The organism is Streptomyces sp. MP131-18, from assembly GCF_001984575.1.
GTDB classification, from domain to species: domain Bacteria; phylum Actinomycetota; class Actinomycetes; order Streptomycetales; family Streptomycetaceae; genus Streptomyces; species Streptomyces johnsoniae.
On record NZ_LZNS01000001.1, the window covers coordinates 6,646,508 to 6,662,818 of the forward strand.

10 protein-coding genes are annotated in these 16,311 nt (G+C 69.2%); 6 read left to right on the forward strand and 4 right to left on the reverse strand.

What is annotated here, in order from left to right; all coding sequences use genetic code 11:
* Positions 1-900: 900 nt before the first annotated feature.
* The 3 genes from STBA_RS38090 (at position 901) to STBA_RS29680 (ending at position 9,679) form a co-directional block, all read left to right on the forward strand.
* On the forward strand, positions 901-1,038 hold the full coding sequence (locus tag STBA_RS38090; protein ID WP_171987814.1) for a hypothetical protein: 138 nt from the start codon (positions 901-903) through the stop codon (positions 1,036-1,038).
* Between the two features lie 384 nt (positions 1,039-1,422).
* The gene (locus STBA_RS29675; protein WP_077062133.1) at positions 1,423-4,707 is read left to right on the forward strand and encodes an AAA domain-containing protein; all 3,285 of its coding nucleotides are present in this window, start codon (positions 1,423-1,425) and stop codon (positions 4,705-4,707) included.
* Positions 4,708-4,819: 112 nt separating this feature from the next.
* Complete coding sequence (locus tag STBA_RS29680) at positions 4,820-9,679, forward strand: DUF3320 domain-containing protein (RefSeq protein ID WP_077062134.1); 4,860 nt, start codon at positions 4,820-4,822, stop codon at positions 9,677-9,679.
* A gap of 95 nt (positions 9,680-9,774) precedes the next feature.
* Here STBA_RS29680 and STBA_RS29685 read toward each other — a convergent pair whose 3' ends face one another.
* Complete coding sequence (locus tag STBA_RS29685) at positions 9,775-10,368, reverse strand: TetR family transcriptional regulator (RefSeq protein WP_077062135.1); 594 nt, start codon at positions 10,366-10,368, stop codon at positions 9,775-9,777.
* A gap of 156 nt (positions 10,369-10,524) precedes the next feature.
* Between STBA_RS29685 and STBA_RS29690 the strand changes: the two genes are divergently transcribed.
* Positions 10,525-11,211 carry a nitroreductase family protein gene (locus STBA_RS29690; RefSeq protein ID WP_077063699.1) on the forward strand — a complete coding sequence of 229 codons (687 nt, stop codon included), beginning with the start codon at positions 10,525-10,527 and terminating at the stop codon, positions 11,209-11,211.
* Positions 11,212-11,232: 21 nt separating this feature from the next.
* On the opposite strand, the gene STBA_RS36030 is transcribed toward STBA_RS29690, so the two are convergent.
* The 3 genes from STBA_RS36030 to STBA_RS29705 form a co-directional block, all read right to left on the reverse strand.
* Positions 11,233-11,802: an IS5 family transposase gene (locus STBA_RS36030; RefSeq protein WP_253195093.1), complete on the reverse strand. Its 570-nt coding sequence runs from the start codon at positions 11,800-11,802 to the stop codon at positions 11,233-11,235.
* The gene (locus STBA_RS39080) at positions 11,765-12,010 is read right to left on the reverse strand and encodes a transposase (RefSeq protein WP_253195095.1); all 246 of its coding nucleotides are present in this window, start codon (positions 12,008-12,010) and stop codon (positions 11,765-11,767) included. Before STBA_RS39080 ends, STBA_RS36030 begins: the two co-directional genes overlap by 38 nt.
* 149 nt (positions 12,011-12,159) lie before the next feature.
* On the reverse strand, positions 12,160-12,705 hold the full coding sequence (locus STBA_RS29705) for a TetR/AcrR family transcriptional regulator (RefSeq protein ID WP_253195097.1): 546 nt from the start codon (positions 12,703-12,705) through the stop codon (positions 12,160-12,162).
* Between the two features lie 240 nt (positions 12,706-12,945).
* Between STBA_RS29705 and STBA_RS29710 the strand changes: the two genes are divergently transcribed.
* Positions 12,946-14,067, forward strand: coding sequence for an FAD-dependent monooxygenase (locus STBA_RS29710; RefSeq protein ID WP_077062138.1), 1,122 nt, complete (start codon positions 12,946-12,948; stop codon positions 14,065-14,067).
* 110 nt (positions 14,068-14,177) lie between these two features.
* Positions 14,178-15,662, forward strand: a complete 1,485-nt coding sequence (locus STBA_RS29715; protein WP_253195099.1) for an MFS transporter — start codon at positions 14,178-14,180, stop codon at positions 15,660-15,662.
* The last annotated feature ends 649 nt before the right edge of the window (positions 15,663-16,311 follow it).

Sequence of the window (16,311 nt, forward strand, 5' to 3'; positions counted from 1 at the left end):
GGTGATTGTTGATCGTGCTAGCCGTTTCTTCGCTCGGACCCGATCAGGACTCAGGACATCGTGCGGCTGCACCGCTGCGACCTGCCGACCCGGCCGACGCGCACGGGCGTCGCTACCGAGCGTCGGACCCATGCGATACGCGCTGCGTCACTCCGGCGGCTCTCTTGACGGTCTCTCACTCGCCCGAGTCACCAGGACGGATTCAAGCGCTGAGCTGAAATACCGTTCTGTGACTCGCCAGTTCGAGGCGCTCCCGGGGGAGAGCATCCGACCGCTGCCGGACACCGCGCCGATCCTCGCCGAATGGCTCGTAGGCATCGAGATTAAACATGGGGGGTGCGCGTGTCAATTCGCCCTCCATAAGGGCGATTTGCTGCTCATGCCTGTTGAAGTCCGGGCGTGAATGAGGGCTCTTCCGTCGTTTGTCCGGCCGCGGGAGACATGCCGTTCCGCGGCCCGTGTGAGCCACAAGCGGGAGGCCTCGCAGGGAGCTTGATACGTGCGGGGAAGCCCCTGTGGTTCCCCCGGGACCGCAAGCGCGTGAGCACGGGTGGCGTGGCGAAGGGAGGGGGTCGGTGGGCACACCGCCACCCGTGCTCCGCACGAAGAGGGGACCATGAACACACCCGAGCAGCGCGTCCGGCGGCTCCGCCGGGTCCACCCACGTGCGGAGGACCGCTGTAGCCGCTCGCGCGCCATGTTGGGCCGGACTTCGCGGGAATCACGGTGTGTGATCCTTGGCAATGCGACGGATCAGGTCGAGCGAGTCCTCGGGCGGCTTCGGACTTCCGTTCGATCCAGATGTTCCCAGTCGGTGTCTCCGGCAACACGAGGTCGAGGACCACCACGTGCGGAGAAGTCAGCAGCAGGTACGGCCGAATATCCCCGAGCGAGCACCGCGTGAGAACGGCAGCACTCGGCGTCCACGCGTCCCCGGGTATGGCGGTGATGGACAGCTTGATCGACGGGCTCATTCCCGTCGTGATCGAGAAGTGGGTGCCCGCGCGGCGGCACGCGGCCACCACGTTTGCGCTGTAGAACTGGCTGTCCGCCCGCAGGACGCGGACGCCGGTGCGGCCGGCTTCGCGGGCGGTGGCCAAGGCCTCGGTGACGAACCGCAGCACGCCGCGGAGTCGGCCGACGTGCCCCGCCGCGGCCGCACCGCGGCGATCACCGTGGCCAGAGACTGTTACCCGCCGACCGTTCCGCCTCGTCCTGTCGCCGTTGATGCCGCACGTGTCCGTTGGATTTCCCAGCCAGGTCGCAGCGAGTACGGACGACAGGTGAAGGCTGTACCAAGCCGGGAGGACCGGCCGGAGACTTCCGCGGCCACATGTGCCGATCCGCCTGCGCCACGACCGCCCAGATGGTAGGACTGGAAGGCTTCGCACCGGGCTGCACACCACAAGGACTGGGGGGTCAGTGGGCTGGCGGGAAGAGATCGTCACGGCGCTCGACACTCAGATCGCGCACGAGGACTCGCCCCGTCGTCGGCGATGGCGCCGCGTCGGGCGGGCCGTACCCGAGGAGGAGGCCGGGCGCTATCTGGTCGACATCCGCGGATCGGATCTGTCCCCCGACCAGCTGGCCGGTGACGGCGTCCGGCTCGCGGGCCCCGACGAGGCACACGTCGAGGCCGGTTATCCGGTCATGGACATCTATCAGGACGGCACGGCGCTGCGGGTACGCGTCGCCGAGTTCGCCGATCTGCCCGAGCCGCACCTGTGGATCAAGCCCCAGCCGCCGGCGTTCCTGCTCAAGGCGCTGCGCGAGGGCATTGCCACGTTGAGCGACGCGCCGCTGGCCGAGCAGGCGGCGCGAGGGAGGGCCGGTGGCCGCCTCGCCCCGGTCGGATTGCCCGAGAACCTCCTGCTGCCTGCTCAGGACCTCGCCTACCGCGCCTGCGCGGGCGAGGGGTTGTGGCTGGTCTGGGGGCCGCCGGGCACCGGCAAGACCACCGTGCTGCGGCGGGCGATCAGCGACCTCATCGCGTCCGGGAAGCGGGTCCTGCTGGTGTCCGCGACCAATATCGCCGTGGACAACGCCTTGCTCGGCGTCGTCAAGGAGGGGCGGCACGGTGAAGGGCACGTGGTGCGCGTCGGTCCGCCCCACCTCCGCGACATCGCGGAGAACTCCGCTGTATGCCTGTCTCTCATGGTCCGGGAGCGTCTGGCCGGTATCGAGGCGCAGCGCCGGGCCGTCGCCGGTCAACTGGCCGAGTTCCGCGCCCGCGCCGCGGAGCTGGCGGCCCTCGACTCGCTGCTCGTGGGATTCGATGCCGAAGCCCACACCCGGGACCGCGAGTTGCTGGTGGGCCTCGGAGGAAGCCCGGAGCGGGTACGAGCGGAACTGGCGGAGGCCGAGCAGGCCGCCGAACGCGCCGCGGCACGGGCCGCCGAGGCACAGGCCCGCAGCGAAAGGGCCCGGCAGGCGCTGCGGGACGCCGAGCCGGCGCGGCGGGACTGGGCCAGGCACGATGAAGCCGTCGAGCGGCTGCGGGAGACCGATGAGTCCGTGGCGCACCTGGAGGCCAGGGCACTGGTGGCGGTACGGGAGCGGGACAGTGCCCAAGCTCACCTGGCCGAACTGGAGTCACGCTCCGGCTTCGCGAGGCTCCGGGCGCGCAGCGCTCTGGCGGACGCCCGGGAAGCGGTCAGGCAGGCGGAGGCGGCGGCCGTGGCGGCGGAGGCGAATGCCGACCGGGCTCGTGCCGTGCTGGCCCGGTCCCGCCCCAAGCTCGCCGCGGGTATCGAACGGGCGCGGGCCGGTATTGCATTGTCCCGGGAGGCCATCGTGCGCCGGGAGCAGGCTGCCCGGACAGCTCTCGCCGACGACCGCACCCGGGCCGGGGAGGCAGATTTCGCAGCATCCCGCGTCGCAGGGCTCCGTTCGGCTCTCCCGGAGGCCGAAGCCGCGTGGGCTCGGGTGAGCGAGGCTGAGCGGCGGGGCCACCCGCGCCATGCCGCCCGGGCGGAGCGGTTGCGTCTCCGGACGGCCGCAGACGCGGCCCACCGGGACGAGCTGGAGCGACAGCACACCGAGTTGCAGGAACAGTACGAGAAACTGGCTCGCGACGCCCAAGGGGAGATCATCCGCGCGGCGCGGCTCGTCGCAACGACGCTGGCCCGTTTCCGCACCAATAGGGCGGTCTTCGAGGGAGAGTACGATCTCGTGCTCGTCGACGAGGCCGGGACGGCGATGCTGCCGGAAATCTTGCTCGCCGTCGGCAAGGCCAAGCGGACCGCCGTGCTGCTCGGGGACTTCATGCAGCTTGGGCCGGTCAAGCCCCGCCTCGACGACAGGGGCCGGCCGGACATCGCGCGCTGGCTGCTGACAGAGGTCTTCGAACACTTCGGCATCGCGTCGGCGGCGGAAGCCGGCCGCCACGACGGGTGCATCGTGCTGGACGTGCAGCACCGTTTCGGTGCGGACGTAATGGCGCTCGCCAACTCCCTGGCCTACGACGGCACGCTGAAGGCGGGGCCCGGAGTGGAACGGCGGGCACAGACCCTGGCCGAGGACGATCCGGAGATCGTGCTGCTGGACACTGATGGCCTCGGGGAGTTGGCCTCGGTCAACTTGGTGAGTCGCAGCAGCGGCTGGTGGCCGGCCGGCGCGCTGCTGGCGCGTGCGTTGGTGGAGCTCCACCAGGAGGATGGCGAACCGGCCGGCATCGTCACCCCCTACAAAGCGCAGGCCGAAACGACGCTTGAGGCGTTGCGCGACATGGAAAGTGGCGACAGGCTGCCCGCCGAAGTGGGCACCGCACACCGGTTCCAGGGGCGGGAATTCCCCGTCGTCATCTTCGACATGGTCGAGGACGATTACAACGACGGACTGTGGATGGCGAAAGCCACCCGGCGGGCACCGGCCGACGCATGGGCACGCAACGGAGTGCGCCTGTTCAACGTGGCCGTGACCCGCGTACAGACCCGGCTGTACATCATCGGCAGCCGGTGGCGCGTCCGGAACGCAGGCGCAGAAGGCGCACTCGGCCAACTCGGCGCACTGATCGACGGCCGACGCGTCCGGAGCGTACCGGCGACACGACTCGTCGCGCCCACCGCTGTACCCGGGCCGGAACTCGGCCCGTTCGGCAGCCGCTTGGCCGAGGTACTGAGCCGGCATGTGGAAGTCGCCGCCGTCGATGACGAGATCTCCTTCTACCGCACGTTCACCGACAGGATCGCCGAGGCGCGTACATCGCTGTGGATCTGGTCGCCGTGGACGGCGACGCGTCTGACCGGTCTGCTGCCCGCGCTGTCGGATGCGGTGGGCCGCGGCGTGCGCGTGACCGTCTTCGTCCGGGACCCCAGCGACCGAGGACAGAGGGACCGAACAAAGTTGGTGCGTGAGCTCCGCTCCGTTGTGCACACCGTCGTGCCGGTCAACGTGATGCACCAGAAAATCGTCGTCATCGACGAGCACACCGTGCTGCTCGGCAGCCTCAACGCGCTGTCCCAAAGTAGGTCACGCGAGATCATGCTGACCATCCGCGGGGCCCATTTCGCGAGGAAGATACTCGCTCACGAACACGCCGAGAGTTTCGCCGCCCCGCCGCGCTGCGGAGCCTGTGGCGGCGACGAGGTGGACCTCCGTCGCTACGGCAAAGGCGAGTGGTACTGGCGCTGCTACGCGGGCAGCTGTCCCGCACGGAGTGGCAGAACTGCGTGGAAGACGCCGGTCCGGCTGTCCGGCAGGCGCTGAGTTCCGTTCGCGCGGCGCCGACCTTGCGGTGTCGCGCACAGCGGGCGGGCAGCTACGGTATGTGGTTCATCAGCGGACATCTCTACGGCACGTGTGGACTCCGGAGGTTTTCGTGAGCACGAGCGGCAGGTACGCAGAAAACCGGGCGACAACCGGCGCGGGGGATGCGGGACTTGGCAACCTGCGGGTCGTACTGGACAGCTGGCGAAGCTCGCTGCTCGACATGGGCGGGCGCAACCGGCTGCTGAACTTCCGGCACACGAGAAGCGGCACGCTGGAGTTGACGACGCCCGACGCGCATGCGCTGCTCTCCGAACTTGGCCAGGGCTGGGCGTTCGCGCCGGTCGGCGATGACGCGTCCGTCGCTTCGAACGGCAAGCGCCCGGGACTTGTCACCCAGAAGCGCACCCAGGCGGCCCTGGACGCGTCTCTCCACCGCCTTCGGCGCAAGGCCGGGCAGATGTTCAACGACTACGGGCTGTGGGTGCTGTGGCTCGGGGTCGGCATGCTCGATTGGCGGGAGGGCGGAAGCGAGGAGACCGCTGCGGCACCGCTGCTTCTCGTTCCCGTCGAACTTCGCCGGAGCCGCGACGGACGCCACCGGCTGCACGCGGCCGAAGGCCAGGAACGCGTGCTCAACCCGGCGCTGACCGTGAAACTGGGGCACCTCGGTATCGCGTGTGACGCACTGGCCGAAGCCGACCCGGCGAATGCGGAGCAGGTATTCGCCGCAGCCCGTGCGGAATTGGCGGCGCAGCCCGGGTGGTCGGTGGAGGAGCGGGTCGTGCTCGGGCTCTTCGCCTCCCATAAGGAGGCCATGTACCAGGACCTGCTGCAGAACGAGAAGCGCATACTCGGCCACCCCCTGATCCGGGCCGTGGCTCTCGGTGCGGAGGCCGGACCCCCGGGGGACAGCATCGACTTCGAGCCGCCCGACCCGGAGCGCATCGACGAGGTTCAGGCGCCGGAGCGGACGCCGCTGGTACTGGACGCTGATGCCTCGCAGCGGCAGTGCATCGCTGCCGCGCTGGCCGGGCGCTCGTTCGTGATGAACGGCCCGCCGGGGACCGGGAAGAGCCAGACGATCACGAACATGATTGCTGCCCTGATGCACGCCGGTCGCCGCGTCCTTTTCGTCAGCGAGAAGGCGGCAGCGCTCGACGTGGTGCGGAATCGCCTGCGTAGCGTCGGCCTCGACGATTTCGTCCTCGCGCTGCACAGTGGCGACACCACGAAGAAGGCCGTCGCCACGGAACTGGCACGGGTGCTCACCAGCGAGATCAGGATAGGCGGCGCGGCCGAGCACGAGCTCGACCGGGCTCGGCAGCTCCGCGAGGAGCTTTCGGCGTACGCGGTGGCCATGAACGAGGTCAGACAGCCTCTGGGGCGCACCGTGCACGACGTCCTGGGACGTCTGGTGCTTCTCGAACAGGACGGCACGGCGCAGCTGGCCCTTCCCGCGGCTCACCGGCTCGCTGCCCGTGGACTCAGCGCGAGCGGCCTGCAGGAGATGCTCGATGCCGCTGGGGCGATCGGGCGCGCCTGGCGGCCTGCCGCCCAGGGGCCCGCCTTCGTCTGGCACGGGCTCATCGGTTCGGGTGAGACCTCCGTACTCGCCGAGGCGGAGGACGCGCTGACCACCGTGCGTGCCGTGGCGGAACGCAGGCCGTTCGCCGGCACGATGCCGGAGCCGCGCACCTCGCCGGAACTGCGCGCGACCGCGGAGAGGCTCCGGCCAGGTTCGCGGACGGGGACGGAACAAGGCCCGGCAGGAATCGGCGGGGACGCCGCGGCGCCGCTCGCCCGACTTGCCGAGGTACTGGGCGCGCGTGAGCCCGCCACGCCAGAAGAGGCCTTCGCACTCCTCGAACTGGCCGATCTCGCCGGGGCCGATCACCGTCCGCCGCGTCAGTGGTTCGATGCCGAAACACTCCGCGCCGCGAAAGGGATGGCGGACGGGCTTCGGAAGGCGCTGGCCTCGGAGAAGGAAGCTGCCGCGGCGGCCGAGGACACATTCGACGAGCGAGTGCGCACAACCGCGGAACTGCCAGAGCTTGTACAGCGATTCACCCAGCAGCACCGAGAGATCTTCGCCCGGTGGTTCTCCGACCAGTTCAAGGTCGACCGGGAGACGGTCACCGCGTTGACCAGGGATCGCGTGTGGCACAGGAAGCTCATCGGCCGGCTCGGGGATGCCTTGGCCTGGCACGAGGCAGCCCAGGAGGTTGAGCGCCTGGCCGATCAGGCACAGTCGGTGCTCGGCCGTTACACCCCCCGCGACACGGACGGCCTGGCGGTACTTGACCAGGCCCTTGCGGCGGCCGAGCGCATTGCCGCACTCTCCGGGGCAGTTGAACGGCGTGACCTGCTCAGCGCATCTCTGGCCGACGGTGCGGCATCCGATCCGCTCCCCGGCCTGCACGCCGAGAGCGCACGCAGTGCGCTGGCCGAATGGTGCGACGCGGCGGTTCGGTGCGCCGAACGCTGGACGGCTTCCGCGACCGCTTTGATCCAGTTGTTCGGGGAAGGGCGGCGGGCCCAGTTGGTCGCAGAACTGCTCGGTCCGTTCGACCAGGCCGTTCTGTCCGTCGCGGAACTGCGGGACGACCCCGCGGGGCCCTCGGAATGGCGGGCCTACCGGAGCGGGCGCGATGTGCTTGCCGCACACCAGGTCGACCAGCTCGTCGACAGCGCGGTAGCGCGGAAACTCACCGGTGAAACCCTGCCGACAGCGGTGGAATACGCCGTTCTGAAGTCCTGGGCGGATGACGTCCTGGACGAGGACCCCAGACTGCAAAGAGCCCGCTCGGCAGACCTCGACGCCCGGGTCGCGCAGTTCCGGCAGGCGGATGAGCGGCTGGTCGAAACAGCGAGTGGGGCGGTCATCGAAGCCTGCAACGGCCGTCGCCCCCGGAATGTGCGCGGAGGTGCCGCGGGCCTGATCATCAAGCAGTCCGAGATGAAACGTCGCCACATGCCGGTGCGCGACCTCCTCGGTCGTACCAGGGACGTGGTCAAAACGGTCAAACCGTGTTTCATGATGAGCCCGCTGACAGTCAGCAAGCTGTTGCCATCGGACTTCTCCTTCGATGTCGTCATTTTCGACGAGGCATCACAGGTGCGCCCCGCGGACGCCGTGAACTGCATCTACCGGGCCGGTTCGCTGGTCGTCGCCGGCGATGAGAAGCAATTGCCGCCGACCTCGTTCTTCGACTCCGCCGTGGAGGACGACGGCGACGAGTACGACGAGGACCTGCCGGATACGTTCCAGTCACTGCTCGATGCCTGCAAGGCGGCTGCCATGAGGGTGCTGCCTCTTCGCTGGCACTATCGCAGTCGTCATGAGAGCCTGATCGCTTTCTCCAACCACGAGTTCTACGACAACGCCATGATCACTTTTCCTGGGGCCGTGGGAGAGGGCAACGACACAGGCGTTGCCTTCTTTCACGTTGCCGACGGGCGGTACGACCGTGGGGGGCGCCGGGACAATCTCCGGGAAGCCGAGTACGTCGCCCAGCGGGTGGTGCACCACTTCGACACCCGGCGGAACCGCAGTCTCGGTGTCGTCGCGCTGTCGCAGGCGCAGGCATCGGCCATCGACCTCGCCGTGCAGCAGGCTCGGATCAACCGTCCCGATCTGGACGAGCACTTCACCGAGGACCGCCTGGACGGCTTCTTCGTCAAGAACCTCGAATCGGTCCAGGGCGACGAGCGGGACGTCATGATTCTGTCCGTAGGGTATGGGCCGGACGAACACGCACGGCTGAGACACCATTTCGGCCCCATCAACAAGGACGGCGGCTGGAAGCGGCTCAACGTGGCCGTCACCAGAGCCCGTTACCGTACAGAAGTGGTGGCCTCCTTCCTGGGCAGCGAGCTCGGCGACAGCACCAACGAGAGCGTACGAACGCTGAAGCGTTATCTTGAGTACGCCCGCAATGGGCTGGCCACCCTCGCGCGCGATACGGTCCAGGACTCCGATGCCGAGCCGGAAAGCCCATTCGAGGAATCGGTGTACAAGGTGCTACGCGCCTGGGGGTACGCGGTGCAGCCGCAGGTGGGTGTCGCGGGTTATCGGATCGACCTCGGCCTACGGCACCCGGCGGGGCTTGGCGGCTTCGCGCTGGGTATCGAATGTGATGGCGCGATGTATCACTCGTCCCGGGCCGCGCGGGACCGCGACCGGCTGCGAGAGCAGGTTCTCACGGGGCTTGGTTGGAAGCTGTACCGGATCTGGGGCACTGATTGGTACCGGGCCAGAGCTTCGGCTGAAACGCGGCTGCGAGACGCAGTGGAGGCCGCCATGGCGGAGGCATCCGCCGCGCAGGACGTGGATGATCGGGCGGACACGACGGTCAACGCATTCGATCGGAGCCCGTCCACGGCCGTGGTACATCAGCGGGTGCCTGTCGCGGAGGAGCCGGAACGGCCTTGGGTCGTTGATTACACGATGCTTCCAGTGGCACTATCACCCGCGGGCGAACTACACACGCCGGAGGCACGGCCACAGCTCGGACGGCTGTTAATGCGAGTCATAGAAGCGGAAGGCCCGATCCATGAGGAACTCCTGGTGCAGCGAGCGAGAGAAGCCTGGGGTCTGAGCCGCGCCGGCGCCAGGATCCGCGGCAACGTGCACCACGTTCTTCAAGTGCACATCCGGGCGGGCAGAAGTATCCGAGAGGGGGATTTTTACGATGTCGCCGGCAGGAATCTTTCGGTGGCGCGCCGCCCGTCAGGTGACATCGTCCGTCGGGTGGGTCATGTCGCACCGGGAGAACGCCAACTGGCGCTACTGGCGCTTGCGGCTGAAAGCCCCGGGATCTCCGGCGAGGAACTGATGGCTCACGCATGTGAACTCTTCGGTTGGCGACGAATGGGCCCAGATATTCGCGCCGCACTCCTTGCGGACATCGCGACATTGTATGCCTTGGGTAAGGTCGAGGGGCCTCCGGATTCTATTTCGGTCGCCTGACCTGGGCCTGTTGTGAAAGTCCCGCCTTCCTCTCGGTCGAGCGGCGGGAACTTCGCATCAGGCACTAGGCATACCGAGCAACCCGGTGGGGCCTGTCAGATCGTGGTCGGCAGCGCGTTCTCCAGGAGGATCTCCGCCGCTGTCCGCGCGTGCCGGCCGTAGTTCGCCTCGTCCAGCACCATGGCGCGGCTGGCGGCGCCGTCCGCGAGGGTCACGAGTTGCTCGGCAAGGACGGCGGGCTCACGGCAACCCAGTTCCGCTACCAGGTCGGTCACCAGCCGCACCATCAGCAGTTTCTGTTCGCGGGCGTAGGAGTGGACCGCGTTCTGCGGGTCGGGGAACTCCACGGCGGCGTCGATGAACGGGCATCCGCGCACGGGATCCGTGCCGGCTGGGGGTGGGTCGAACAGTGCGAGGATTCGCTCCTTGGCGGGGATGTCCTCGCGTGCCAGCGCGCCCTCCAGGGTGCGCCCCGTCGAGGAGAGGTCCTTGAGGTGGGCGAGGACCAGCTCGTCTTTGGTCCTGAAGTGTGCGTAGAGGGTGCGCTTGGACACTGGCGCCCGCTCCGCGATCTGCTCCATGCCGGTCGCGTTGATTCCCTGGGCCGCGAACAGTCCGGCCGCGGCGGCCAGGATGCGCTCCCGCCCTCCGCGACCCTGCCGTCGGGACGCCGTCGTCATCGTGGGCATGACGTAAGTATACGTTCTCGTTTACTTCGGAGGGGGTGGCTGACTATAGTGCGACTTCAGGTAAACGATACTGTTTACTTCAGTGATCCCGAGGAGAGTTCCATGAGCGGACCGGTCTTCCCCCGGACACGCACGAGCGAGGCGCCCACCGGCGGGATGCAGACGGGCGGGACCCGCACGAGGGAGTACGCCGAGCAGCTGATCCGCGGGCGCCGCGCGACCCGCGCATTCCGTCCCGACCCGGTGCCCGAGGACGTTTTGCGCGTGGTGTTCTCCCTGGCCGGCGCCGCGCCGTCCAATTCCAACGCGCAGCCGTGGCGTGTCGAGGTGGTCGGTGGCGCACGGCGACGCCGTCTGGCCGACGCCCTGCGGACGGCCCACAGTGAGCGACGTGTCACGGCCGACTACCCGTACTCCGAGAACATGTACGCCCCCGTCCACCAGGAACGGCGGGCCGCCTTCGGCGCCGGTCTGTACGGAGCTCTGGGCATCGGCCCCGACGACCACCCGGCCCGCGCCGCCTACGACGTGGAGAGCATGGGCTTCTACGGGGCGCCCCATGCCGCGTTCCTGTTCGTCACCGGCGACGGCGGGCCGCGACTGGCCGCCGACGTCGGCGCCTACCTGCAGACGCTGCTGCTGGCCATGACCGGCTACGGCGTAGCCAGTTGCCCGCAGGGCATGCTCAGCTTTTACGCCGACACCGTCCGCGACCAACTTGGAGTGGACGAGGGGAAGCTGCTCGTGGGTATCTCCTTCGGCTACGCCGACGAGAATGCGGCGGCAAACCGGGTCGCGACCGGCCGGGCGGCCCTGGAGGCAACCACAACCTTCCACCCCTAGAGTCGATCCCGAAAGCGCTGGTCACAGCCACTCGTTGAGGGCTGCGACCAGCACGGTCGCCTCGTATCGGACGGCGAGTTTGTCGTATCTCGTGGCCACAGCGCGGTTCCGTTTCAGCCGGTTGATCCCGCACTCCACCGTGTGGCGTTCCTTGTAGTCGTCCTTGTCGAAGGCTGGTGGCCGGCCGCCTCGGGAGCCGAGCTTCTTGCGGTTGCGTACCTGGTCGGCCTTCTCCGGGATGGTGCATCCGATCCTGCGTCTGCGCAGGTAGGAGCGGTTCGCGCGGAATCCGTAGGCTTTGTCGGCACGGACCCTGTCCGGCGTGGTGCGCGGGCCTCCGGGACCGGTGCGAGGCACGCGGATGCGTTCGAGGACGGGCTGGAACTGCGGGCTGTCGTGACGGTGGCCCGCAGTGATCAGCAGGGACAGCGACTTCTGCCCCTGCTCGGCCACAAGGCGGATCTTCGTCGTCAGGCCACCACGGGAACGTCCGAGCCCGTGATCGTCCGGCTCGGTGTCGACCCCACCAGACGGCTCGCGCTGCAGATCCCCGTTACCTTTTCGCCGCCCCGGCGGCGTGCTGGTGGGCACGGCAGACGGTCGAGTCCACACTCACGTCCCAGGTGATCAGGCCCTGCGCATCGGCTTGAACCTGCAGTTGTTCCAGGATCCGCTTCCATGTGCCGTCGCGCTGCCAGCGGCGGAACAGGTCGTAGACCCGGTCCCATGGGCCGTATTGCTCGGGGACGTCCCGCCAGGGCGTGCCAGCCTGGGTCCGCCACCGTATCCCGTCGATCAACTGCCGACGCGTCCACGTCCGTGGCCGCCCCCGGGTGTTGGCCAGGGCCGGACCGGCATCATCCGACTGCTCGGCCGAGCGGCTTCTCGGCGCCCCCGGACTTTCGCGCGCGGAGGCGTCCTCGAGAAGTGAGCCGAACGAGCCGCGAGTCAGGCGTGCGAAGCCGTGGCCCGGATGCCGGCGAGTACCACGCCGACGATGCGCTCCGCGTCCGTGCGGGTGAACGGGCGCATGCCGCGGTTGACGATGAGGTGCACCGGGCCGGAGATCATCTCGCCGAGGAAGGAGCTGTCGACCGGGGGGAGCTCGCCCCGGTCGACGGCGGTGTCCACCCGCCGCCGCATGGCGGCCACGCGCTGGTCGAGGATTTTGGTCAGCGCCTGGACGGTGGGGCTTTGGCGGGCCGGCTGGATGGCCTGTTCGAGCGTCCGGCCGAACGGCGTTTCCAGGCCACCGGCGAGGGCCAGCAGGAAGTTTACCAGGTCCCGGTGGATGTCGCCGGTGTCGGCGACCGAGGCGAGATCCTCGGCGTACCGCAACAGGGCCTCGACCACCAGCTCCTCGCGGTCGGGCCAGTTGCGGTAGACGCTGGTCTTGTGCACGCCGGCGAACTCGGCGACCTCCTCGTAGCGGAAGCCCGCGATGCCGTCGCGCGCCACGAGCTCGACGGTCGCGGCGAGGATCTGCGCTCTCACCCGCGCGTTGCGGCCTCCGGGGCGACGTGCGGGCGGCCGGTCGGCGGTCCCGTGGGCCATCGCCGCGCTCACCTCCACCTCTCTGCTCGGGTGCCGATTGTCGCCAGGTGCGGCGTTGCGGTGCAAGCCGGTGGTAAGTAAGCTCGCTAAAAGCAACTGTTTGTTTCTTTAGTCGTCGGATCGGCCGCGCCCGCGGCCGATCCGATCGCCACCCACCTCAGCGAAACCTGGAGCGCACACGTGCACATCCTTGTCTCCGGAGCCGGTATCGCCGGGCTCGCCTGCGCGCTCGAGCTCGGCACCCGCGGCCACGACGTCACCGTCGTCGAGTACGCCCGCCACCTCCGGCTCACAGGCACACCCATCGACATCCGCGGTGATGCCATCGAGACCGCGGACAGGATGGGACTGCTCACGAAGATCCAGAAGCAACGGGTCCGGATGTCCGAGCTCACCCAGTTCGTCGACAGCGGGGGCGAGCCGGTGGCCCGAATCCCGATGGCGGAGATCAGCGACTCCGACGACGACATCGAGCTTCTCCGCGAGGACCTCGTGCGTATCCTCGCCGATGCGCTCCCGGACAGCGCGGCGATCCGCTTCGGCGACTCGATCGAGACACTGACCGACGGCGGCGGCGACGGCCGCGTCGACGTGCGTTTCACATCGGGCCGCACCGGTCGGTACGACCTGGTGCTCGGCACCGACGGCCAGCACTCCGCGGTACGCAGGCTGGTGTTCGGGCCCGAGGAGGACTATCTCCGGCACCTCGGTGTCTACTTCGCCCTCGCCGACCACCCCGGCGAGGCGCGGTCCGAGGGCACCAACTCGATATACAACGTCCCGGGCCGGATGGCCGGCATCTTCCGGTACAACGGCAAGGCTGTTGCGGTCTTCCAGTTCCGCTCGGAACCGATCGACTACGACCACCACGACCTGGACGCCCAGAAGAAGATCCTCATCGACGCCTTCGAGGGCTACCGGTCGTGGCGTATCCCGGAGCTGCTCGACGCGGCCCGCGCCGATCCTGGTTTCTTCTTCACCTCCGCGAGCCAGATCCACCTGCCCTCCTGGCACCGCGGCCGCGTCGCCCTCGTCGGGGACGCCGGGTACTGCCCGGCCTTCCTGTCCGGCCGGGGCACCTCACTCGCGCTCACCGGCGCCCGCTTTCTCGCCGAGGAACTCGAACGGTGCGGCAATGACCACACCGCCGCATTCGCACGGTACGAGGCCCGGCAGCGCCCCTATGTCACTTTCGCCCAGGACCGTGTCTACAGCGGTCGCGATCGCATATTGCCGGCCACCTGGGCCGCCATTGCCGCCCGCAACAAGGCGCTGCAAGCACCCGGCGCCGGCGCGCCCTGAACTCCGCGTCATGCGGGCAACGCCCAACGGCCTTCAGCAGACCACCCGGTGACCCACAGGGCGTGCCGTTCGCCGGGACCTCACCCTCAATGCGCTGGAGAGAATGCATAGTGAAAGACACGCTGGAAAGGCCCGCCCCCGGCGCCCTGGAGGACAGCTGGAGCAAGCGGCTCATCCTCTGGGCGGCCGTTCTCACCCTCGCCAACGTCCTGGCCGACGTGGCCGTCGGCTCGCCCATGATGGTCCTGCCCCAGTTGCTGGCGCATTTCGACACCGACCAGACCGCGTGGCTGAACGCAAGCGCGATGCTGGCCGGGGCCATCTGGTCGCCGCTGCTCGCGAAGAGTTCCGACATCTTCGGCAAGCGCCGGGTACTCATCGGCACGCTGCTCCTCGCATGCACGGGAGCACTGGTCTGCCTCGCCGCGCCCAACGTCTGGATCTTCCTGGTGGGGCGCTTCCTCCAGGGCGCCGCCTTCGCCGCGATCTTCATCACGGTGGCCCTCGCGCGCCAGATCTGCACCCCGGGGGTGGCGATGGCCGTGGTCGGGCTCGTGACGTCCGGCTCGTCGATCGTCGGAGTCATCGAGCCGTACCTGATGGAGCCGGTCATCGACGTGTTCGGCTACCGGAGCGTCTTCATCGTGGCGGCGCTGCTCGCCGCGGCGGCCGCGCTCAGCGTGCGTTCCTTCATCCCGGAATCGCCGATCCGCAGCACCGGCCGGATCGACGTGGGCGGGGCGCTCCTGCTCGGCGGCGGCCTCGGCGCGGTGCTCGCCTACATCAGCCTCGGAAGAGACCTCGGCTGGCTGTCCTGGGGCATGATCGCCCTGCTGGTGGCCGGTGCCGCCGCGTTGGCCGGTTGGGCGTTCCTCGCGCTGCGGGTCGACGAACCCATCATCGACATCCGGGCCCTCAGCCGCCCGATCCTGCTGACGCTGCTCGCCCTGGTGCTGGCGGCAGGCTCCTTCCGGAGCATGCTGCAACTGACGGGTATCGTCGCCCAGGTGCCCCCCGACCTGGGGCTCGGTTACGGTCTCGGCGACGGAGAGGCGGTCGCGACGCTGCTCGCCACGTCCAACCTCGGCATCGTCGTCGGCGGCACGTGTGCCGGATGGATCGCGGGGCGGTTCGGTCCCGCGCTGCCCCTCCTCGGTGGCATCGCCCTCGGGACAGCGGCGACGTTCGCAATGCTGGCGGGCGTATCGAGCCTCCCGCTGGCGATCGCCTGCGGCGCCATGGTCGGCATGGCCGCCGGCGCGATCGGCGCCTCCGGCTACAACCTGGCGACCAGCATCGAAGCGCCCGAACGGCAGGGCACGACCACCGGCCTGGTGTCGGTCGTGCTCGCCCTCGGCTCGGTCGTCTTCAGCTTCGCCGGGGGCGAGGTGCTCAAAGCGACCCTGATTCCCGGCACCTTTGCCGACGGTGCCCCGGTGAGCACGGCGACCGGCGTGTACCTCTACGTCGTGATGGCGGGAGTGCTCTTCGCCCTCGCCGCGGTGCCCGCGATCATGCTGGCCCGCAACCGGTCTGCCGCGCCGGCCGTGCCCGGGGCACCACAGGACCCGGGTTCGCCTGCGATCGACCGGTAGCCGGGCAGCCCGCCCGGCCGCCCGGCCTTGGCGGAACGGTTCCCCGTCGTCTCCGTCGCCGCTGCCACTGGGCGGACTTTCGTGGCGTACGGCCCAACTTCCGTCGTCAGCGGAGCTCACCGGCCCGCCTGCGGCGGGCCGCCCCTGCCCGGCAACGTCGTCGAGCTCACCGGCAGCCACGGCGACGACGCAGTCGTACGCCTCGTCGCCGGAAAGCCGGCCGCTTCCCGTTGGCACGGAGACACGGAGACACGGAGACACGGAGACACGCGAGCGTCGCGGCCGACGCCAGACGAATGCGGCAGTGCGGCCGCCTTCTCCCCCAGGGTGGCGCAGGCGCAGGCGCAGGCGTCGGCGCCGAGAACCGCGGCGCGGGGCCGTGCCGGCAGCAGCCTCGTCATCGACGGTTGACCGGCATCAGGCCCCGGCCGACGCGCATCGGCGTCGCTGCCGAGCGTCGGACCCATGCGATACGCACTGGGCGCTCTCGCACCAGGCCCGCTGCCGGACAGCGTGCCGATCGTCACCGGATGGCTCGAACGCGTTGAGGCTGATTCGGGTGGGCGAGCGTCGGCCCGCGCGGAGCGCGACCGGGCGGCTTCGCGCGACTCTTGACGCCCACCGGAGGCGTTGCGATACTCCCCGTGAT